This is a genomic window from Neisseria sp. P0009.S010, from assembly GCF_051958545.1.
GTDB classification, from domain to species: Bacteria; Pseudomonadota; Gammaproteobacteria; order Burkholderiales; family Neisseriaceae; genus Neisseria; species Neisseria subflava_A.
Window position 1 is genome coordinate 200,254 of the sequence record NZ_JBQCVH010000004.1, and the last position, 20,194, is coordinate 220,447.

Consider the following 20,194-nt stretch of genomic DNA (forward strand, 5'->3'; position numbering starts at 1 on the left):
TTACTTGGTACTATATCCCTTGTTAGGATTGAAAGCAAGAGTTTTGCACATTTTAACATTTAAATAATTTTTTCATTCAAATTCAGTGAGCTATCAAACAGGGCTTTAATCTTGGGTTGGTGGCTGATGCCGATGACCAAAGTATCGGGCAAATGTTGCTTGAGGGTCTGCATCAACATCAGGGCGGATTCGTCATCAAGCTGGTTGGTGGCTTCATCTAGGAACAGGATTTGCGGTTTGTGCAGCAGTGCGCGTGCAAGGCTGAGGCGTTGCTGTTCGCCGCCGGAGAGGATGCTGTGCCATTCGTATGAAGTGTCCAAATCGTTCATCAACGTGTGCAGCCTACCCGTGGGGCTGCTTAAGCCGACTTGTTCCAAAACGGTTTGAATCAAATGGTCGTCTTGGCAGGCCGCATAGGGATAGCTGACAGTTTGACGCAATGTGTCCGCAGGCAGGTAAGGGCGTTGCGGGAAAAACAGGCGGCTGCCTTCAAGGGAAAAACTGCCGTGATAATACGGCCATAAACCGGCAAGCACGCGAAGCAGCGTGGATTTGCCGATGCCGCTTCGCCCTTCAAGCAATACCCATTCCGGAGAACGGGCTTGGAGGTGAATATCAGTAAGCAGGGGACTGCCGGTTTGGGTGTGGATGGTAAGGTTTTGCAGGACTGCCTTGCCGCGATGATGCGGCAAATCTGTTTGGTGTGACTGAAGGGAGGGGCTTTTTTGTTCTGCTTGTTCCAAGGCCGTCTGAAAACCGGAAAGCCGTTCGATGACTGCCGCCCATTCAATCAGGCGGCGGTATGCATCGGTAAACCAGCCAAAACTGTCTTGAACGCGGGCAAACGATGTGCGCGTCTGCATCATGTCGCCGAAGGTCATGGTTTTGGCGAGGTACATGGGCAGGGTGGCGAGAATGGGGATGAAGATGCTGATGCGCACGTAGGTCGCCCAGAAGGTTTCTTGGCGGAATTCGCAGTTGGTAAGCCGCCGCCAGTTGTCGCGGATGCGGAGGTAACGTTGTTTCAGACGGCCTGTTTCGGCTTCGCCGCCGTTGTAAAAGGCGATTTGTTCGGCGTGGTCGCGCACACGCAGGAGGGCGGCGCGGTAGTCGGCTTCGCGGTGCTGGCGGTCGATGTTGAGGTTTTTGAGTTTGCGGCCGACGAGGTGGGCAATCAGGGTGCTGATGACGGAATAAATCAGGGCAACCCAGACGAGGTAGCCGTGTATGGTGATGTCGCGCCCGCCGATGTTGAAGGTCTGCACGCCGGAGAGCGTCCACAATACGGCGACGAACGCGCTGAATTTGGCAATATTATTGATGAAGGAGCGGAACAGCCCGATGCTTTTGTCGGCGATGAGGTAGATGTCTTCGGCGATGCGCTGGTCGGGGTTGTCGGGTTCGCCGGTCAGGCGCAGGCGGTAGTGTTTGTGGCCTTCGAGCCAGTTTTGCTGGAATTGTTCGGTCAGGTGGGTGCGCCAGCGGAAGATGAGGCGTTTTTGCAGCCAGTCGCCGCAGACGATGCAGCCGATAATCATCGCCATGTAGCCGAGGTATTCGACGATGAGCGCGGGCATGGACGCGCCGTCAAACGCAGCCAGCGCGTCGTAGAAACGTTTGTCCCACGCGGCGATCCAAACGCTGATGGTGATGGAACAAAGGGTGAAGCCGATGAGGACGGCGAGCATCAGCCATTGGATGCGCCCGTGCGCCCCCGTCCAGAAAGGACGGGCGAGTCGGAAGAATTTTTTGAGGATGTTCATGGGGGTGTTTGTATCGATAATGAAAGGCCGTCTGAAATCGGGATTGTATAGTGGATTAAATTTAAATCAGGACAAGGCGACGAAGCCGCAGACAGTACAGATAGTACGGCAAGGCGAGGCAACGCCGTACTGGTTTAAAGTTAAGCCACTATACTTTCAGACGGCCTTATTTCATACGGCGACTACATCTTCCACTTCAGGCTGAACACGGCGTTGCGCGGTTCGCCGTAGAAGCTGCCGCTGTTGGCGGCACGGCTGTATTGGTTTTCGTAGTAGCGTTTGTCGGTCAGGTTGTTGACCGCCAGCCCCAGTTGCAGGTTTTTGCTCGGGCGGTATTGGACGTTGGTGTTCCAAACCGTGTAGCCGCCTTGCTTGATGGAGCCGTAGGAATTGGCGGTTTTGCTGCTGCTCTTTACCCCCAGCCCGACCGTCCATTTGCCGTCATCCATCGGTAGGATATAGCTGGTGTAGAGACGGAACATATGTTTCGGCGTATGGCTGCTGAAGTTGTAGCCTTTTCGGCGCGATTCAACATTGTCGCCGACGCTGTTGCGGTTGGTGCTGCGGTTGAAGGTGTAGCCTGCGTAAACCTGCCAACGGTCGGTCAGGCTGCCGGAGATTTCGGCGTCCAAGCCGCGGCTGCTTTGATCCAGCGGTTCCCAATAAGGGTGCGGACGGGCATTGACGCGTTGGTTGTTGTTGTCTTTGTCGGTGCGGTAGAGGGCGACGGAAGTATTCAGACGACCTTCGTTCCATTCGCCTTTCCAGCCGATTTCGTAGTTGCGGCCCATAATCGGCGGCAGAAGGTTGTCGTTGTAGTCGCGGTTCATCGTTTGTTTGAAGATGGATGTGTAGGCGGCGTAAACGCTTTGCTTGGGCGTGATATCGTAAGTGATGCCGGCATAGGGGATGAAGCGGTTGCGTTTGAGCGCATAATAGGTGCCTTCCGAGCTGTCTTTGAGGTTTCTGTCCCAATAGAGGTTGCGGTGCCAGTTGGTATAGCGTCCGCCGACAATGACGTGCAGTTTGTCGGTAGGATTGATGCGCGCGCCCAAACCGAAGGCGTGGGTGCGGTAGCTGCCGTTGCCGCCGCGTGACTTGGCGGTATCGGCATCCCAATCGGGTTTGGCTTTTTCGCTGCCGTTGAACGCATCTGCGTTATAGGTGCTGCTGTCGTCGAACCAGCGGTTGCCCGTGTTCATCTTCTCTTTGGAATAGCTGTGCATGAAGAAGAGGTCGTGGCTTTGTCCGAAGGCGAAGATGCGGCCGGTCAGGTTGTTTTGAAAAGTAAACTGGCGGTTGCCTGCATCGTAACGGTCGAAGCTGTATGTGGTTCCCAGGCCGTCTGTGCTGATGCCGTTACCTGTGCCGCCCAGCGTGTAATATTCTTTTGAACTGGTGTTCTTGCGCCAGTCCAACTTGCTGCTCAGTTTCCAGTTGTCGTTGAAATAATGTTCAAACTCGGCAAAGAGATTGTATTTTTTCAGGCGGGCTTCGTTCCAATCCGCACCAAGATAGCGGCTGCGTTTCCACTCTTTGCCGTCTGCACGCATAGGCAGGCCGTCAGGATCGGGTGTTTCGGTTTGGTTGAGATAGCTTACGCCCCAAGTAAGTTTGCTGTTGTCGCCGATGTCTTTGTCCATCACGCCGTAAAGCAGGATGTCGCGGCCGCCGGATTGATCTTTGAAAGTTTTGTTACTGCCAACCGAGCCGACAAAGCGTCCGCGCAGGCCGTGTTCTTGGCTTAAGGTACCGGATGCATCAAAGACGCTGTTTACTTTGCCCCATGAGTTTGCCATCAAATCGGCGGAAAGCTGGCGTTTTGCAGTCGGCTTTTTACGGACGGCGTTTACCGTGCCGCCGGGTTCGTTGTTTGCCTGTGTCAAACCTGCCGCACCGCGCACCACTTCAATGTGGTCGTACATTGCCATATCTGTTGCACTGGTCGGGTCGCCGGCCGGGCCGCCTAAGCCGAATCCACCGGGAGAGCCGAGTTGAGTGGCAATACCGTCTTCTTCAAACTGTTCGATAAAATAGCCGCGCGACATGAAATGCGTGCGTCCGCCACTTTTGAAAACATTGATGCCGGTAGCGTTTTGCAACGCACCTTCTAAGTCGGTGATGCCCTGGTCTTCAATTTGTTTTTTAGTAATGACGCTGACAGATTGGGGAATTTCCCGCGGAGAGAGGACCAGCCCCGTGGTTGAGCGCAGGGCGGATACTGTGTAGCTGTTTTGACTTTCAGTGCGCAGGCTTTTGTTTTTACCCACTACGGTAACTTGTTCCACTTCAGCCTGTTGTACCTCTTCGGCAGCTTGTGCGGCTTGGGGCAATGCGGCAAGGCAGAGGGCAAGTGTGCTCAGTTTGAATAGTTTTTCAGAATGATGCATTTGATGAGGTCCTTGATAAAGAAAGATCTGTTTGTTTTTAAATATTAGCGGCAATATCTGTTTAAATTGAGCAGTTATTTTTTATAATCCGTTTTGTTTTAAAAATTAAATTTAAATCTCCGAATCATTTTATTTGATTCAATTTTGATTTTGCCAAACCATCGGGTCAAAAAAAGTTGCCGCCGGAAAGGGAGCCGTTGGCAACGAATGGAGGTGGTAATGCAATGAAAGCTAGATACAAAGGGTAGTATCAAACTAGCCATAAATAACTATATCGAAACGGTGAAAAAAATCAACAGGAATTTTTTTCGGTTGAGAAAATTTTTTAGACTGTTTGCTTTATATCAAGGTTAAAAGAGTTTGATTGGAAAAGGCCGTCTGAAAACGGAAAGAATCGGTTTCAGACGGCCTTTGAATCAAGTGAGATTAGAACTTGTAATCGACTTTGAACATGACGTTGCGCGGTTGGCCATAGTAGTTGTTCGCGCCTTTGCTGCTGACTTTGTTGTTCTCGTAGTAGTAACGGTTGAACAGGTTGGTCGAAATCAGTGCAAGTTTCAGGTTTTTCGATGCCTGATAATCAATGTTGGCATTGAATACCGCATGACCGCCGCGCTTCACGCCGTAGAGGCTGGCGGTTTTGCTTTGTGCGGTTACGCCGCCGCCGATGGTCCATTTTTTGCCGTCAAACGGCAGGTTGTAGCTGGTGTGGAGGCGCAGCATGTGTTTTGGCGTGTGCAGGCTGAAATTAGTGCCTGCGGGGACGGTGCCTTTGCTTTCCGCTTCAAGATATTTGGACCGGTTGAACGTATAACCTGCAAACAGTTTCCAATCTTCGCTCAGGTTGCCGGATATTTCGGCTTCGATGCCGCGGCTGCGGACTTTGCCGACGGGTTCCCAATACCATTTTTGGTCTGCCGTATCCCAAACCTGCACCGCGCGGTTTTTCTGTTCGATGTCAAACAGGGCAAGCGAGGTATTCAGCTTGCGGTCAAACCATTCTCCCTTCCAGCCGATTTCGTAGTTCGCGCCGGTAACGGGTTCAAGATAGGATTTGTCTTTGCGCTGATTGCTGTTCGGTTTGAAGATGGATGTGTAGCTGGCATACAGGCTTTGGTTCGACGTCAAATCGTAGGTAACGGCGAAATAAGGATTGAAACGGACGGTTTTGCGGTCGGTAACCGAATCGGGATCGCTGTCTATCTTGCCGCCCGTGTAGAAATAGTCGGTTATATATTTCGATTTGATGTGGTTCCAACGCGTACCTGCCATGATGTGCAGTTTTTCTTTCAACATATTGAAACGGAAGCCCAAAAGCAGCGCGTGGGTGGTGCGTTTGGAATGGGTTTCCCAATACATCTGATAAGGTGTGGCGTGCCAGTCGGCGGGTTCGGCGATTTCGTTGCCGGTAAAGGTCATCGGGTCGAAGGAAACTCCCGGGTTGTATTGACGGCGGCTGCCGTTGTTTTTGGTGTGCGTGTAAGTGTATTCGGTAAAGATTTCCTGCGGCACGCCTATAATTTCAAATTTGCCGTTCAAATTATTTTTGAAGGTCAGTTGTTTCTCATCATTGTCGTAACGGCTTAACCAGCCAGAGGCTAATGCGCCGCCGGGCGTGTAGCCTGCGTAGGACGTGGACGTATTGTAAATGCCGCTGTTTTTCTTGGTATTTTCGTTGTAGTTGTAATCCAGCTTGCCGGTATAACGCCAGTTGTCATTGAAATAATGTTCCACTTCGGCGAATGCGTTCGCTTTGTCGTAAACGCCTTTGTTCCAGTTGTAGCTCAGATAAGTATCGCGCGGCAGGTTCAATGCCACGCCCCAATCGTCGGGCTTGGTGTGTTTGCGTTGATAGAGGCCGCCCCAAGTGATTTTGGTGTTGTCGCCGACGGATGCGTCCATCACGCCGTAAAGCGTGGCATTGCCGCCTTTGACGCGGTCTTTGAAATTTTTGTCGCGTTCCAATGCGACGACGGCGCGGCCGCGCAAAGTGCTTTCATCGTTCAGACGACCTGAAAAGTCCCCCGTGGTGCGGACTTTACCGAAGCGGTCGATTTGGGCTTCACTCTGAATAATGCGTTCGCCGGTGGGGCGTTTGCGTACGGCGTTCAACGTACCACCCGGCTCGCCGTTTGCCTGCGTCAGCCCGGTCGCACCGCGCACGACTTCGATATGGTCGTAAACGGCGATGTCGTTCATGCTTTGCGCGTCATACATCGGATTGTTGATGGCGCCGGGGACGGTAGATGAGATTCCGTCCTCTTCGATTTGGTCGATATAGAACCCGCGCGATTGGAAGCGCGGAATGCCGGCATCACGGATGACGTTTACGCCGGTGGTGGTTTTCAGGGCATCAACCAAGTTGGTAATCCCCTGCTCATTGATTTGTGTCTTGGTAATCACGCTTACCGACTGCGGCGTTTCTTTCGGAGACAAGGCAAGCCCGGTGGTGGTACGCATGGCTGAAGTTGTGTAGGAGTCGCGGTTTTCGGTGCGGGTAGAACGGTTTTTGCCGGTTACGTTGACAGTTTGCAGCTCGGCAGTTTGTTCGGGCCGGGGTGTTGCCGTGTTTTCTGCTAAGGCTGCATAGGGCAGAGTGGCAATAATGAGTGCTAATGTTTTAAGGGTTGGGGCGTTCATGAACGTCTTTCTATAATTAAAATAAAATAATAATAATTATATTTTACGGTAATTTTGTTGTTTTGTAATTTAATAACAAGATTTTGAGGGTTTTTAGCGGATTTATGTTGTTTTTATGGTTTTTGAAGGTATTTTTGAAATTAAACTAGTTAAGGGAATCAAGCGACAGGCCGTCTGAAAATTTTCGGGGTTGTTCGGCTATAATGTTGTTTTGGTTTTTTAAGGCCTTTGCAAAAATACGGTTTGGGGTTTTAGGCTGAATGTGTACCCGATATGTTTGTAAAGGTTTTGGGGTATGAGGAGAATGAGATGAAGAAAGTTTTGGTGTTGCAGCATGGGGATTTAGGCGTTTGCGACTGGTCGGCGTTTGGCGGTTTGGTGTCTGCACCATTAGGAAAGTCGGTATTGCGTCTGCCGGTTGATGATGATTTTGAATGGACGGACGAGATGCGGGCTGCGTTGATTGCGCAGCAGATAGATGGTGCGGTGTTGCCGGATGTGGCTTTTGCTGATTTGGGACTGATTGTCAGCGATATGGATTCGACACTGATTACGATTGAGTGTGTGGATGAGATTGCGTCCGGTGTCGGGCTAAAGGATGAAGTGGCAGCGATTACGGAGCAGTCGATGCGCGGTGAGCTGGACTTTGAGCAGTCTTTGCGTAAGCGTGTGGCTTTGCTGGCCGGTTTGGACGAGCGTGTGTTGGAAGAAGTGTACGAGAATGTGTTGCAGCTGTCGCCGGGCGCGGAATTTTTGTTGGAAGAGTGTAAACGGAATGATGTGAAGTTTATGCTGGTGTCGGGCGGATTTACGTTCTTTACGGAACGTCTGCAACGGCGTTTGGGCTTGGATTTCCATTTTGCGAATGTGTTGGAAGTGGAAAACGGCAAGCTGACAGGCCGTCTGAAAGGGCGGATTATCGATGCGCAGGCTAAGGCGGATTTGTTGCGCGAATACCGTGAACGTCTGGGTTTGGCTCCGTGGCAGGTGGTGGCGATGGGTGATGGTGCGAATGATATTCCGATGATACGGGAGGCGGGATTCGGTATTGCTTATCGGGCGAAACCGAAAACCGAAGCGAATGCGGATGCGTGCGTGCGCTTTGGTGGTTTGGAGCGGATACGCGGTTGGTTTGCGTAAACCGTTTGAGGGTGTTTGTCAGTCAGGCTGTCTGAACAATCGGGAAACCGGTTTTCAGACGGCCTGATGTTTTATAAGGCGATAAAACGGTAGCCTTCGGCATCGACTTCGAGAATGGAGGCGTAATTGTCGCGCCAGTCGCCGAGTACGATGCGGGTGTAATCGGCATTGCGGTGGATGTTTTCGCGGTGGGTATGGCCGTGAATGAGCAGGGGCGTGTGGAAGCGTTGGACGGTTTCGTGGGTAAAGGTTGGATTGACGTCCATGATGTCGGCGGTTTTGTGTTGTTTGTCCTGTTTGCTCTGCTTGCGGATTTTGGTGGCGATGTTCAGTCGGAGTGTGAGTGGCAGGAGCAGGAACAGGCATTGCAGCCATTTTTGATGGACGGTACGGCGGAATTTTTGATAAGAATGGTCGTCGGTGCAGAGGGTGTCGCCGTGACAGAGCAGGGTGGGTGTGCCGAACAGGTCGATAACGGCGTACTCGGGCAGTAAGGTCATGCCGGTATCGCAGGCGAAGGCTTTGCCGATGAGGAAGTCGCGGTTGCCATGGATAAAATAGCAGGCAATGCCGCGCTCGGTCAGGCCGCGGATGGTTTGTTTGATGGTTTGAACCAAAGGGCTGTTTTCGTCATCGCCGATCCAAAAATCGAAAAGGTCGCCAAGAATGTATACGGCTTGGGCGTGAACGGCTTTTTCTTGGATAAATTTTTGGAAGAGTGCGGTCAGCTGAGGATGGGATTCGCTCAGGTGTAAATCGGCGATGAAGTAAATCGGCATGATGATGTGGGGCGTATGGGAAGGGTTTTATTATAACTTGGGTTGCCGCGTTTGGATTTGGGCTTGGTGTTTTTCGTTGTAATGCGGTGATTTTATTGTTTTGATTAGGTGTGATAAAGGCCGTCTGAAACATTTTTTCAGACGGCCTTTCCGGTTTATTGGGCTTTGCCCTGATAGGTGATTTGTTTCAGCGTCTCTTCTTGGTACAAATCGCTGATGGGGACGGTATAGAAGAATTCGTTGCTGCGGACAAAGCGGTTGACCAAGTCTTTGTCGAGATGGAGGACGTGGTGCCGTAGTTTGTTTAAACCTTTGAATATCATGGTGCTCCAACGCATATAGCCGTCTGAATTGGGGCGGATGTCGTTCATGGCATCAAGGGCGAGAAGTTTGCGGTTTTGTTCTTCTTTATCCAAAGGATGGGAATAGATGCTTTGGAAGTAAAACGGTTGCTCGGAGGGCGGCGGCAGGCTGAGGGAAGCCCCTACTTTGCCGATAGGGAAGTCGTCGCTCAGATAATGTATGGTGTGCAAAAACAGATTGCCGCGGCGGTAATCGATTTTACGCAGGGCTTCGATGGCGGCCAGCGCAGTATGTTGGTGGTCGGGATGCGTATCAATATTTGGGGACGGCGTCACGATAATATCCGGCTGGAACGTTTCTATCAGATAGCCAAGGTTGTCTACCAAGCTGTTCCAAGTTGAGCCGGGCTTGAGGTGTTTCGCCAATGGGGAGGTATTGGCACTGCGGAAAATATCGACATCGGTCGTATCGATTTTGGTCGATTTAATCTCTTTTTCCGGATTTTGGCGCATGGCGGTCAATGTGCTGTCGAAGTAGCCCAATTGCAGGATGTTTTCAGACGGCACGCCGGCCAAAAGGGGAACGGCTAGGCTGTTCCAAACGCGCATCCGGCCTTTTTGCAGATATTGTGCCTGGGTATCGAAGTCGCATGTGCTGTAAAGATTGCCATAGTGGAAGCTGCCGCCTTCGCTGGCGGTTAAAGTGCAGATCATTGAATTGGCGGCGTGTTTTTCGTACAAACCGTATGCGCTGAGTTCAGCATCGTCAGCATGAGGCGCGAGGACAAGGATTTTTTTGCCGTCGAGGTTTTCACGCGGATAAACAGAGAGTTCGATTTCTTGATCTGGCAAGGACAGGTATTTGCCTTCCAAGCGGATGGCTTTGTCGTTGTCGGAAAAGGTGTCGCTCAGATTGATATAGCGCACGCCTTTTGCGCTGTATTCGAAATATTGCTTCCATTTGCCTTTAGATGAAATGGTTTCAACAAAAGGCAGTATCAGCAATCCTGCCCAAGTCGATTTGATGCGGATTTTGGCAATAACGGTATCTTGTCCGCTGATAGTAGCAGGCAAAGTCAGGCTGCCACCCTTGAGGGTGGCATACGCGGTAGAGGGAAGGGAGGGATAGTTATAATCTTTGTGTGTGTCGTAGGCGAACTGTTTTTTATGAATAATCGAAGTAATAATAAACAACGTAACAAAAAAAATCAGTATCAGCCCCATTAGTATCAGAAACATTGTCAGGTTCCTTTATTGTTATAACAGCTATGATATTGCTTGCGAAGTCTATTTGTTTGTTTTTCTTACAAACGGTTGTTTTTAATACTCTAACGTCATTGAAGTAAACGTTTAAAATAAAACAGTTTGCGAGTTGATTATATATAAACGACCAAAATGTAGAAAGGCCGTCTGAAAGATTTGAAAGAAATTTCAAAAATTTCAGACGGCCTTGATATTTTAAAGGTTAAGCCGGTAAATTATGCTTCTTTTGTTTCAACTGCTTTCTGACGCAGACGCAGGCTCAACTCGCGAAGTTGTTTGTCGTCGACCACATTAGGTGCATTGGTCAGCAGACATTGTGCACGTTGTGTTTTCGGGAAGGCAATCACGTCGCGGATAGATTCGGCACCGGTCATCAGGGTAACCAGACGGTCGAGGCCGAATGCAAGGCCGCCGTGCGGAGGTGCGCCGAATTTCAGGTTATCCAAGAGGAAGCCGAATTTCTCTTGTTGCTCTTCAGGGCTGATTTTCAGCGCAGCAAACACTTTCTCTTGTACGTCCGCACGGTGGATACGGATAGAGCCGCCGCCGATTTCCCAGCCGTTCAATACCATGTCGTAGGCACGGGCCAGGCAGTTTGCAGGGTCGGAAACCATCAGGTCTTCATGACCTTCTTTTGGCGCGGTAAACGGATGGTGTACGGCAACGTAGCGGTCTGCTTCTTCGTCGTATTCGAACATTGGGAAATCGACAACCCACAAAGGCTTCCATTCGTCTACGAAGTAGCCGTTGTCTTTGCCGTGTTCCAAGCCGACTTTAATGCGCAATGCGCCGATGGCTTCGTTCACGACTTTGGTTTTGTCCGCACCGAAGAAGATGATGTCGCCGTTTTGCGCGCCGGTACGCTCGATGATTTCTTTCAGGGCGTTTTCAGACAGGAATTTCACGATTGGAGATTGCAGGCCGCTGTCTTCGCCGTTGGAAAGGTTGCTCACATCGTTTACTTTGATGTATGCCAGACCTTTTGCGCCGTAGATGCCGACAAATTTAGTGTATTCGTCGATTTCTTTGCGGCTGAATTTCGCGCCGTTCGGTACGCGCAGAGCGACCACGCGGCCGCCTTTCATGTCGGCGGCGCCACGGAAGACTTTAAATTCTTCCGTTTTCATCAGGTCGGTCAACTCGGTGAATTTCAAGTTGATGCGCATATCCGGTTTGTCAGAGCCGTAGTAGAACATGGCTTCAGAGTAAGGCATGCGTGGGAAGTTGCCCAAATCTACGTTCAAAGCATCTTTGAAGACTTGTTTGGCCATGCCTTCAGTGATGTCCATGATTTCATCCTCGTTCAGGAACGAGGTTTCCAAGTCGATTTGAGTGAATTCAGGTTGGCGGTCGGCACGCAAGTCTTCGTCACGGAAACATTTGGTGATTTGGTAGTAACGGTCGAAACCGGCAACCATCAGCAATTGTTTGAACAATTGCGGAGATTGAGGCAGAGCGAAGAATTCGCCCGGATGAACGCGGCTTGGTACGAGGTAGTCGCGTGCGCCTTCCGGAGTGGAGCGGGTCAGCATCGGCGTTTCGATGTCGATGAAGCCTTGCGCGTCCAAGTAGCGGCGAACGCCCATGGCCACTTGGTAACGCAGACGCAGGTTGCGTTGCATGGCAGGACGGCGCAAGTCGATAACGCGGTTGGTCAGGCGAACGTTTTCGCTGATGTTTTCATCGTCGATTTGGAACGGAGGCGTAGCGGCAGCGTTCAAGACTTCGATTTCTTTGGCAAGGATTTCGATTTTGCCGGAAATCATTTTGTCGTTGGTTGTACCTTCAGGACGGTTGCGTACGCGGCCGGTAATGCTCAAAACGTATTCGTTGCGGGAAGAGTCGGCAGCGGCAAATGCTTCCGGAGTGTCAGGGTCGATAACGACTTGAACGATGCCTTCGCGGTCGCGCAGGTCGATAAAAATCACACCGCCGTGGTCGCGTCGGCGGTGTACCCAGCCTTTGACGGTAACGGTTTGGTCTAAGTATTGCTCGCTGATAAGGCCGCAATAGTTGGTACGCATAAAATCACCTTTTTATATTGTTCAATTTGAAAAAGAAGGAAAGGCCGTCTGAAAAAAGAAGACCTTAATTGTTATGTTCGGTATCACCGTCTTCAGACGGTTTTTGGGCAGGTAGGGCTTTAACCGGTAAGTCGTCCGGCATGACCATGCCCAGTGAAATCACATATTTCAATGCCTGATCCACACTCATGTCCAGCTCGCGAACGTCGCTTTTTTTAACCATGATGTAATAGCCGCCGGTCGGGTTGGGCGTGGTTGGGACGTAAACGGAAATATAGTCGTCGTCTTGCGGCAGGCTGCCTTTGAGTTTGTCGGGGATATGGCCGGAAACAAAGGCTATCGTCCAAATGCCCGGTTGCGGAAAGGGAACCAGTACGGGGGTTTTGAACGAGCGGCTGCTGTCGGAGAGCAGGGATTCGGAAACTTTTTTAACGCTGGAGTAGATGGATTTGACGACGGGAATGCGTCCTAAAAGGCTGTCCCATGCGCCGAGAATCCGTCTGCCCAATACGTTGGCGGCGAATACACCGGTAACGAACAAGACGACTGTGGCGGCGACGATGCCCAAGCCGGGAATGTTGAACCCCCAGAAATGCTGGGGCTGCCAGCTTTCCGGTAATAGGTTGATCAGTTTGTCGGCGGCGGAGATGATATAGCTCATCGCCCAGATGGTTACAGCAATCGGCAACCAAACCAGCACGCCTGTAATTAGGTATTTCTTTAAAGCCTTGGCGATTTTTCCGCTTTCGGCTGCGGCTTCTGTCATCTTTGTTTCATTCCGGCAAGTTTTGCCCAAACTTTGCATTATACGCGTTTGGACGCTAGGAAACGAGTATTTTAAACGAATGGCTTGTTTTGTTTCATTGTTTCAGACGGCTGCCTTGATTGCAAAGGCCGTCTGAAACAATATGGGGGCATTTAGATGCCGTCCCAGTCGTTGAACATCAGGCCGAAGCCGATGCCGTTTTGTTTGTGGTTGTAGTCAATCAAGCTTTCGCCGTAGCCGTGGAAGCCGCGGACAACGCCTTTGAGTTTGCCTTTGATGGGGAAAGTATAGGCCGCTTCAACGGCACCGCGTCCGCTTTTGGGGTTGTAACGCAGGACGGAATAAACATTTTGTTTGTCATTGAAGCGGTATTGGACTTTCAAGTCGCCGTAGCCCATGTATTTGTTGATGTCCGGATTGTCGTCGTCATCTCCTTTTTGGTCAAAGGCGCGCATCCAAACTCTAGGAATAACGGTCAGCTTGCCCCATTCCATGCCGGTCATGGCGTAAACGCGGTTCCATGAGCGCGATTCCGGGCGGCTTTGACCGTTGGATTGGTGAACAAAACCTGCGCCGACCATACGCAGCTTGCCGCCGAAAGGCAGGTCTGCTTTAACGGGTTGGGTAATGAAGATTTCAGGCTCGTAGTCGGTGTTGCGGAACGGTGCGGATTTGCGGCCTTGGTTGAAGATTTGCCAGTCGGATTTTTGGGTGTAGCCAAACCATACGTCGGCACGGGTTTTGAATAAATCTTCGGCAATCTTGCTTTTGAAGGAAACCTGCATTTTGGTTTCGAGGCGTTTCTGCTCGCTGAATTTTTCCTGCGTGGTTACACCGCGACTGGGGGATTCTGGGTGGTAGTTGGGGCTGCTGTTGTACCAAACAGGCATGAGGTACATAGGGTTGTGTTCGCGTACGCTCAACAGGCCGCGTGTGTCGTTTTTATCCAAATCGTACATCAGGCTTAAAGGCGTGTAGCTGTCGGCAGTTTCGCTTAATACGTCGTCTGAAATATTCGGATGGGTAGGGTTGTCGAGTACGATGGCCGCTTCTTTTTTCTCAATGCTCTTGCGGACGCTTTGTTCGAGGTCAACCGGTGTTTTGGTGCTTTCGGTTTGCGCTTGCGGCAGTGGGGATTGAGGGGGGAGTTGCGCCGAGTAGATGTTGTCGTAACACGCCAAACGGGTGGCGTTGTCTTGAATGGTGGTGCAGTGTAGGGCGGTATCGGCGGCGGCCAGCGGGGCGGCGGTAATGAATCCGATACTTAGGGAATGTTTCAACATCTTGTTCATGAGAGTTTCCGTTGTTTTTCAGACGGCCTGATGAAGGGTAAATGGTTTTATTTGGTCGGTTTGGGCTGTGAATACGGCAATGCCCCTGAAAGGCAAGACCTCAGGGGCATCGTATCAGCTCGATTATCCTGCTTGGGTTGTCAGGATTTCCGGCATCTGCGTCAGTATTAAGCCAAAGCTTTTACTTTAGCAGACAGACGGCTTTTATGACGGGCTGCTTTGTTTTTGTGGAATACGCCTTTGTCAGCGATGCGGTCGATGACTTTAACGGATTCTTGGTAAACTGCTTGAGCAGCAGCTTTGTCGCCGGCTTCAACTGCTTTCAACACTTTTTTTACAGCGGTACGGAATGCAGTACGCAGGCTGGCGTTGTGGGCGCGTTGTTTAACCGACTGGCGGGCACGTTTGCGGGCTTGTGCGCTGTTTGCCATATTGAATATCTCCTGAAAAATAAATTCTGTAAACGCGCAATTTTAAAGACAGATTTCCTTGTATGCAAGCTTTTTCTCTATAAACGCGCGCAAATCAGCCGTATTTTGCCCAAAAACGACAGCCGGTGCAACGCTTTTGGTAAAAAGATGGTGTTGCTTTGCCTTATTTCAATAAAAATCAGATGGATATTGCTTTGCGTTTGCTTACGTTTCCATTACAATAGCCTAACTCTGCGCCGGGGTGTTTATGGGGTGCAGGGTTTCTTATTTATTGACATTAACCACTCTTTCATCAGGAATCTGCCCGTATGAAAAAATCTGTATTAGCCGTATTGGCCGCATTGTCTTTGGCCGCGTGCGGCGGTGGCGAGAAAAAAGCCGAGCAACCTCAAGCAGGCAGCGCGCCTGCTGCCAATGCCGAGGCAGCCGCTACCGATACTTTGAATATCTACAACTGGTCAAACTACGTTGACGAAAGTACAGTCGAAGACTTCAAAAAAGCCAACAATTTGAAGCTGACTTACGATTTGTATGAAAACAATGAAACGCTGGAAGCCAAAATGCTGACCGGTAAATCCGGCTATGACTTGGTTGTACCCGGTATTGCCTTCCTGCCGCGCCAAATTGAGGCAGGTGCATACCAAAAAATCAATAAGGATCTGATTCCGAACTACAAAAACATCGACCCTGAGTTGCTGAAGATGTTGGAAACCGCCGACCCGGGTAATCAATACGCCGTTCCTTATTTCTCCGGTGTGAACACTTTGGCGATTACCGCGAAGGGCAAGGAGCTTTTGGGCGGAAAATTGCCTGAAAACGGCTGGGATTTACTGTTCAAACCCGAATATACCAACAAGCTGAAATCTTGCGGCATCGCTTTGTGGGATACACCGAGCGAAATGTTCCCAATCTTGTTGAATTACTTGGGTAAAGATCCTAAAGGCTCGAATCCTGAAGATTTGAAAGCAGCGGCGGAAGTTTTGAAAACCATCCGTCCTGACGTGAAACGTTTCAGCCCTTCCATCATTGACGAATTGGCACGCGGCGACATCTGCTTGGCGGCAGGTAACGGCGGCGACTTGAACTTGGCCAAAGCGCGTTCTGAAGAAGTGAGAAATAATGTCGGCATCGAAGTGTTGACTCCGAAAGGCATGGGCTTCTGGATTGAGTCTTGGCTGATTCCGGCCGATGCGAAAAACATCGCCAATGCCCACAAATACATCAACTACACGCTTGATCCCGAAGTGGCTGCGAAAAACGGTATCGCCGTAACCTTCGCACCGGCCAGCAAACCGGCACGCGAAAAAATGCCTGCCGAGCTGGTGAACACACGTTCTATTTTCCCGAACGAGCAAGACATGAAAGACGGTTTCGTTATGCCTCAAATGAGCGCAGATGCGAAAAAACTGTCTGTCAACTTGTGGCAAAAAATCAAAGTCGCTTCAAATTGATTTTGAGTAGATGATTTGAAATAAAACAAAGACCGTCTGAAATTTTTCAGACGGCCTTTTTTGTTGTTGGTGGGTTATTTATTCCAGTCTTTTACAAAAATCAAGACACTAGGGAAAGTATAATTACTGGAAAGACCTTGTACTTCACCTTCAGAATAAGCTAGTGTGGCAACAACTTTTCCATTTTTGGTGCAACTATAGGCATCGCTAAGTTCGTAATACATTCCTGATGATGGGGTATTTTTACTTACCATTACCTGGTTTATGTAATTTTCTTGGTAGGTGTTAGGTGTGCCAATTTCACCCGAATGATGTGCGCACCATGCCTGAAAGGTGTCTTTTGCTTTTTGAATGATATGTCGGTTATTTCCATAACTATCTGTTGCGGCATAGTTCTCTAGCCGCTCTCCATTTTTTACTCCCAGGGTTTCTCTGCTTGTGGATAGGTATGATAAAGCTTTCGAGATTTGCTGTGCGGTTTGGTTTACAGCACCAATCGGCAGCCATTTATTGCTAAATTCGCTAAATGGTAAATGCAGATTATCGTGAAGTTCACTGTATTCAAGCGTTAAAGGTTGGTTTGTTTTAAATAGTCCAGGATCCGTAGCCGAGCAAGCACTAAGCATAATGCTAAAAATAGATAGGGAAACAAATTTAATGGTTCTCATTTATGTGCCTCTAAAAGAGTTATAGAAGGATAGGGTTAGTAGAGATTTTTCTCGCAATCAGCAATTGCTTTTTTGAAAGGTAGGGTTAGTTTGTCTATTTCATTTTGTATTTTTCTTGATGGATGTATCTCAGTTCGTTTAAACCAGTAATTTTTACCATTAGAGCGATTTTGTATCTCGACTAAATCCTTACCTTTTGTATTGATGATTAAGTTGATACCGTTGATAGTGTCACCAATCTTAAGGTTTTTCCTTCATGATGATATTAACCGGTCTTGAAGTTTTTCAATTTTTAGCTGGGGTTCTCTGACGCACTCTTCCCTGGCTTGATAAATACGCTGCTGTTCTTTTTCTTTTTGTAACTTTAGATTCTTTCTAGCTTCTAGCAAATTATTTCCTTGTTCAGTCATATGGATTTCTTGAGTGTTAAAAGAAATAGTTATAGAGGTATTATCTATGCCTGAGCAAGAAACATTTACGAAAGAGTTATATCCTGTAAAAGTTAAAGATGGGAAAACCACCGCTTCAGAGTTTGGGTAGGTTTCTATATTTGGGAGGTCAGATGACCAAACTCCGTGGTTTTGTTCACACCAATTTCGTAAATGGTAGTGGAGAAGTCGATAACTCTTGTTGTCCCTATCAAAAAACGCATTTATTTTGTAAGTATATGTATCTACTCTAATGTTGTTTAGATCTGTAGATTTTTTAAATTGAATATCAAGTTTATCAAATAGTTCTTGAATATTGAGTCCGTTATGTTTGGCATTGCTTCTATCAGGTAGTGCAGCATGGGCGAAATAAGGAATACAAATCAAGACTAATAGTATAATTTTTTTCATATTAATTCTCTCCGAGATGCTGGAAAGTTAGGAACCTGCTTAGTTTTTGTTAGGCTAATGTTGCCATCGTATCAGATCATCTGTATGCGTTTGGGTAGTTGTTTTTATTTTTTATTAAATACCAATATATTACCGCTTCAACGCCAGCGTCAATACGCCTGCGGTTACCAAGCCTAGGCCTATCCATTCCTGCGTGCTTGGGCGTTCGTCTAAGAAAACGACGGCCATCAGGGCGACCAAGACCAGGCTGAATTTGTCGACGGGTGCGACTTGCGAGGCGTTGCCCAGTTGCAGGGCTTTGAAGTAGGCAAGCCAAGATGCGCCGGTAGCGAGGCCGGAGAGGATGAGGAATGTCCAGTTGCGGCCGGTAAAGCCGTTCACGTCCTGCCATTTGCCGGTGTAGGTTAAAAACAATACCAAAGCGGCGAGGATGACCAAGGTGCGGATAAAGGTGGCGAAATCCGAATCTATGCCCTGTAAACCCATTTTGGCGAAAATAGCGGTTAATGAGGCGAAGCCTGCCGATGCCAATGCCCAAAACAGCCATGCGTTGCTGCTCATGTTTTATTCCTTTGTTTCAAATTGTTGACAATATGAATCCGCTTGTTGATGAAATATCGAAATTTTTACTGCGGTTTGTCTTTGGAAAACGCTATAATAGAACTAATATTCTTTTTCTTCCAGCCGTCTTTATTATATTGTTTCAGACGGCCTTCCCTCACTCAATAAAGGAAAATCATGAGCTTCAAAACCGATGCTGAAATTGCCCAGTCTTCCACCATGCGCCCGATTGGTGAAATTGCCGCCAAGCTGGGTTTGAACGTTGACAACATCGAGCCCTATGGTCATTACAAAGCCAAAATCAATCCTGCCGAGGCATTCAAGCTGCCGCAAAAACAAGGCCGTCTGATTTTGGTTACCGCCATTAATCCGACTCCTGCGGGTGAGGGTAAAACCACTGTAACCATCGGTTTGGCAGATGCATTGCGCCATATCGGCAAAGATTCGGTGATCGCCCTGCGCGAGCCTTCTTTGGGTCCGGTGTTTGGTGTTAAAGGCGGTGCTGCAGGTGGCGGCTATGCCCAAGTTTTGCCGATGGAAGACATCAACCTGCACTTCACCGGCGACTTCCACGCCATTGGTGCGGCGAATAACTTGCTCGCTGCCATGCTTGATAACCATATCTACCAAGGCAACGAGTTGAACATCGATCCGAAACGTGTGCTGTGGCGTCGCGTGGTCGATATGAACGACCGCCAGTTGCGTAACATCATCGACGGCATGGGTAAACCTGTTGACGGCGTGATGCGTCCTGACGGTTTTGACATTACCGTTGCTTCCGAAGTGATGGCGGTATTCTGCCTTGCCAAAGACATCAGCGATTTGAAAGAGCGTTTGGGCAACATCCTTGTCGCCTATGCCAAAGACGGTAGTCCTGTTTACGCCAAAGATTTGAAAGCGAATGGCGCGATGGCGGCATTGCTCAAAGATGCGATTAAGCCTAACTTAGTGCAAACCATCGAAGGCACTCCGGCCTTTGTACATGGCGGCCCGTTCGCCAACATCGCCCACGGCTGTAACTCTGTAACGGCCACCCGTTTGGCGAAACACCTTGCCGATTATGCGGTAACCGAAGCAGGCTTCGGTGCGGATTTGGGCGCGGAAAAATTCTGCGACATCAAATGCCGCCTTGCTGATTTGAAACCTGATGCGGCTGTTGTCGTGGCCACTGTCCGCGCTTTGAAATACAACGGCGGCGTGGAGCGTGCCAACCTCGGCGAAGAAAACCTCGAAGCGTTGGCAAAAGGTCTGCCTAATCTGCTGAAACACATTTCCAACCTGAAAAACGTATTCGGCCTGCCTGTGGTGGTTGCCATCAACCGCTTCGTATCCGACTCAGATGCCGAGTTGGCCATGATTGAAAAAGCCTGTGCGGAACACGGCGTTGAAGTTTCCCTGACTGAAGTATGGGGCAAAGGCGGCGCGGGTGGTGCAGACTTGGCGCACAAAGTCGTCAACGCCATCGAAAACCAACCGAATAACTTCAAGTTTGCCTACGATGTTGAGTTGAGCATTAAAGACAAAATCCGTGCGATTGCTCAAAAAGTGTACGGCGCGGAAGATGTTGATTTCAGCGCGGAAGCGTCTGCCGAAATCGCTTCACTGGAAAAACTGGGCTTGGACAAAATGCCGGTCTGCATGGCGAAAACCCAATATTCTTTGAGCGACAACGCCAAACTTTTGGGCTGCCCCGAAGGCTTCCGCATTACCGTGCGCGGCATTACCGTTTCTTCTGGTGCGGGCTTCATTGTTGCCTTGTGCGGCAATATGATGAAGATGCCGGGTCTGCCGAAAGTTCCGGCTGCCGAGAAAATTGATGTGGACGCAGAAGGCGTGATTCACGGCTTGTTCTGATTTAGATTGATTTTGAAATAGATAAAGGCCG

15 protein-coding genes and 1 pseudogene are annotated in these 20,194 nt (G+C 49.5%); 4 read left to right on the plus strand and 12 right to left on the minus strand.

The window, feature by feature from the left end; genetic code table 11:
* Nucleotides 1-59: 59 nt before the first annotated feature.
* A complete protein-coding gene (locus ACTHSN_RS05820; RefSeq protein ID WP_107810962.1) occupies nt 60-1,763 on the minus strand; it encodes an ABC transporter ATP-binding protein/permease in 1,704 nt (567 codons plus the stop codon).
* A gap of 46 nt (nt 1,764-1,809) precedes the next feature.
* Between ACTHSN_RS05820 and ACTHSN_RS05825 the strand changes: the two are divergent.
* Nucleotides 1,810-1,941, plus strand: a pseudogene (locus ACTHSN_RS05825) (IS5/IS1182 family transposase); the annotation flags it as partial.
* A gap of 4 nt (nt 1,942-1,945) precedes the next feature.
* Here the strand turns inward: ACTHSN_RS05825 and ACTHSN_RS05830 are convergent.
* The gene (locus ACTHSN_RS05830) at nt 1,946-4,153 is read right to left on the minus strand and encodes a TonB-dependent siderophore receptor (protein WP_440365167.1); all 2,208 of its coding nucleotides are present in this window, start codon (nt 4,151-4,153) and stop codon (nt 1,946-1,948) included.
* A gap of 426 nt (nt 4,154-4,579) precedes the next feature.
* Nucleotides 4,580-6,793 carry a TonB-dependent siderophore receptor gene (locus ACTHSN_RS05835; RefSeq protein ID WP_070825620.1) on the minus strand — a complete coding sequence of 738 codons (2,214 nt, stop codon included), beginning with the start codon at nt 6,791-6,793 and terminating at the stop codon, nt 4,580-4,582.
* A gap of 309 nt (nt 6,794-7,102) precedes the next feature.
* Between ACTHSN_RS05835 and serB the strand changes: the two genes are divergently transcribed.
* Nucleotides 7,103-7,933, plus strand: a complete 831-nt coding sequence (serB, locus tag ACTHSN_RS05840; RefSeq protein ID WP_371460574.1) for a phosphoserine phosphatase SerB — start codon at nt 7,103-7,105, stop codon at nt 7,931-7,933.
* Nucleotides 7,934-8,004: 71 nt separating this feature from the next.
* On the opposite strand, the gene lpxH is transcribed toward serB, so the two are convergent.
* The 6 genes from lpxH to rpsT form a co-directional block, all read right to left on the minus strand.
* Nucleotides 8,005-8,715, minus strand: coding sequence for a UDP-2,3-diacylglucosamine diphosphatase (lpxH, locus tag ACTHSN_RS05845; protein WP_440365176.1), 711 nt, complete (start codon nt 8,713-8,715; stop codon nt 8,005-8,007).
* Between the two features lie 152 nt (nt 8,716-8,867).
* The gene (locus ACTHSN_RS05850; protein ID WP_440365168.1) at nt 8,868-10,253 is read right to left on the minus strand and encodes a PIG-L deacetylase family protein; all 1,386 of its coding nucleotides are present in this window, start codon (nt 10,251-10,253) and stop codon (nt 8,868-8,870) included.
* 239 nt (nt 10,254-10,492) lie between these two features.
* Nucleotides 10,493-12,301: an aspartate--tRNA ligase gene (aspS, locus tag ACTHSN_RS05855; protein ID WP_371460577.1), complete on the minus strand. Its 1,809-nt coding sequence runs from the start codon at nt 12,299-12,301 to the stop codon at nt 10,493-10,495.
* A gap of 64 nt (nt 12,302-12,365) precedes the next feature.
* Nucleotides 12,366-13,067, minus strand: coding sequence for a DUF502 domain-containing protein (locus tag ACTHSN_RS05860; RefSeq protein ID WP_039861915.1), 702 nt, complete (start codon nt 13,065-13,067; stop codon nt 12,366-12,368).
* A 152-nt stretch (nt 13,068-13,219) separates the two neighbouring features.
* Nucleotides 13,220-14,359 (minus strand): phospholipase A, encoded by a 1,140-nt coding sequence (locus ACTHSN_RS05865; protein ID WP_070459433.1) that lies wholly within the window; start codon nt 14,357-14,359, stop codon nt 13,220-13,222.
* A 167-nt stretch (nt 14,360-14,526) separates the two neighbouring features.
* Nucleotides 14,527-14,790 carry a 30S ribosomal protein S20 gene (gene rpsT, locus ACTHSN_RS05870; RefSeq protein WP_002212556.1) on the minus strand — a complete coding sequence of 88 codons (264 nt, stop codon included), beginning with the start codon at nt 14,788-14,790 and terminating at the stop codon, nt 14,527-14,529.
* A 308-nt stretch (nt 14,791-15,098) separates the two neighbouring features.
* On the opposite strand from rpsT, the gene ACTHSN_RS05875 reads away from it, so the two are divergent.
* Nucleotides 15,099-16,241, plus strand: a complete 1,143-nt coding sequence (locus ACTHSN_RS05875) for an extracellular solute-binding protein (protein ID WP_293203620.1) — start codon at nt 15,099-15,101, stop codon at nt 16,239-16,241.
* A 74-nt stretch (nt 16,242-16,315) separates the two neighbouring features.
* Here the strand turns inward: ACTHSN_RS05875 and ACTHSN_RS05880 are convergent, their stop codons facing one another.
* The 3 genes from ACTHSN_RS05880 to ACTHSN_RS05890 all read right to left on the minus strand — a co-directional run bounded on the left by ACTHSN_RS05880 (nt 16,316) and on the right by ACTHSN_RS05890 (nt 18,309).
* Nucleotides 16,316-16,909, minus strand: a complete 594-nt coding sequence (locus ACTHSN_RS05880) for a hypothetical protein (RefSeq protein ID WP_293203621.1) — start codon at nt 16,907-16,909, stop codon at nt 16,316-16,318.
* 254 nt (nt 16,910-17,163) lie between these two features.
* Entirely contained in the window at nt 17,164-17,748 is a 585-nt protein-coding gene (locus ACTHSN_RS05885) for a hypothetical protein (RefSeq protein ID WP_293203622.1), read from the minus strand.
* A gap of 129 nt (nt 17,749-17,877) precedes the next feature.
* Nucleotides 17,878-18,309: an EamA family transporter gene (locus ACTHSN_RS05890; RefSeq protein ID WP_293203623.1), complete on the minus strand. Its 432-nt coding sequence runs from the start codon at nt 18,307-18,309 to the stop codon at nt 17,878-17,880.
* A gap of 177 nt (nt 18,310-18,486) precedes the next feature.
* On the opposite strand from ACTHSN_RS05890, the gene ACTHSN_RS05895 reads away from it, so the two are divergent.
* A complete protein-coding gene (locus ACTHSN_RS05895; RefSeq protein ID WP_070829886.1) occupies nt 18,487-20,163 on the plus strand; it encodes a formate--tetrahydrofolate ligase in 1,677 nt (558 codons plus the stop codon).
* Nucleotides 20,164-20,194: the final 31 nt, after the last annotated feature.

Excerpts from the sequence above, each read along its gene's own strand:
- ACTHSN_RS05820 (WP_107810962.1), bottom strand. The coding sequence starts at position 1,763 with ATGAACATCCTCAAAAAATTCTTCCGACTCGCCCGTCCTTTCTGGACG.
- ACTHSN_RS05830 (WP_440365167.1), bottom strand. The coding sequence starts at position 4,153 with ATGCATCATTCTGAAAAACTATTCAAACTGAGCACACTTGCCCTCTGC.
- ACTHSN_RS05835 (WP_070825620.1), bottom strand. The coding sequence starts at position 6,793 with ATGAACGCCCCAACCCTTAAAACATTAGCACTCATTATTGCCACTCTG.
- serB (WP_371460574.1), top strand. The coding sequence starts at position 7,103 with ATGAAGAAAGTTTTGGTGTTGCAGCATGGGGATTTAGGCGTTTGCGAC.
- ACTHSN_RS05850 (WP_440365168.1), bottom strand. The coding sequence starts at position 10,253 with ATGTTTCTGATACTAATGGGGCTGATACTGATTTTTTTTGTTACGTTG.
- aspS (WP_371460577.1), bottom strand. The coding sequence starts at position 12,301 with ATGCGTACCAACTATTGCGGCCTTATCAGCGAGCAATACTTAGACCAA.
- ACTHSN_RS05860 (WP_039861915.1), bottom strand. The coding sequence starts at position 13,067 with ATGACAGAAGCCGCAGCCGAAAGCGGAAAAATCGCCAAGGCTTTAAAG.
- ACTHSN_RS05865 (WP_070459433.1), bottom strand. The coding sequence starts at position 14,359 with ATGAACAAGATGTTGAAACATTCCCTAAGTATCGGATTCATTACCGCC.
- rpsT (WP_002212556.1), bottom strand. The coding sequence starts at position 14,790 with ATGGCAAACAGCGCACAAGCCCGCAAACGTGCCCGCCAGTCGGTTAAA.
- ACTHSN_RS05875 (WP_293203620.1), top strand. The coding sequence starts at position 15,099 with ATGAAAAAATCTGTATTAGCCGTATTGGCCGCATTGTCTTTGGCCGCG.
- ACTHSN_RS05880 (WP_293203621.1), bottom strand. The coding sequence starts at position 16,909 with ATGAGAACCATTAAATTTGTTTCCCTATCTATTTTTAGCATTATGCTT.
- ACTHSN_RS05885 (WP_293203622.1), bottom strand. The coding sequence starts at position 17,748 with ATGAAAAAAATTATACTATTAGTCTTGATTTGTATTCCTTATTTCGCC.
- ACTHSN_RS05890 (WP_293203623.1), bottom strand. The coding sequence starts at position 18,309 with ATGAGCAGCAACGCATGGCTGTTTTGGGCATTGGCATCGGCAGGCTTC.
- ACTHSN_RS05895 (WP_070829886.1), top strand. The coding sequence starts at position 18,487 with ATGAGCTTCAAAACCGATGCTGAAATTGCCCAGTCTTCCACCATGCGC.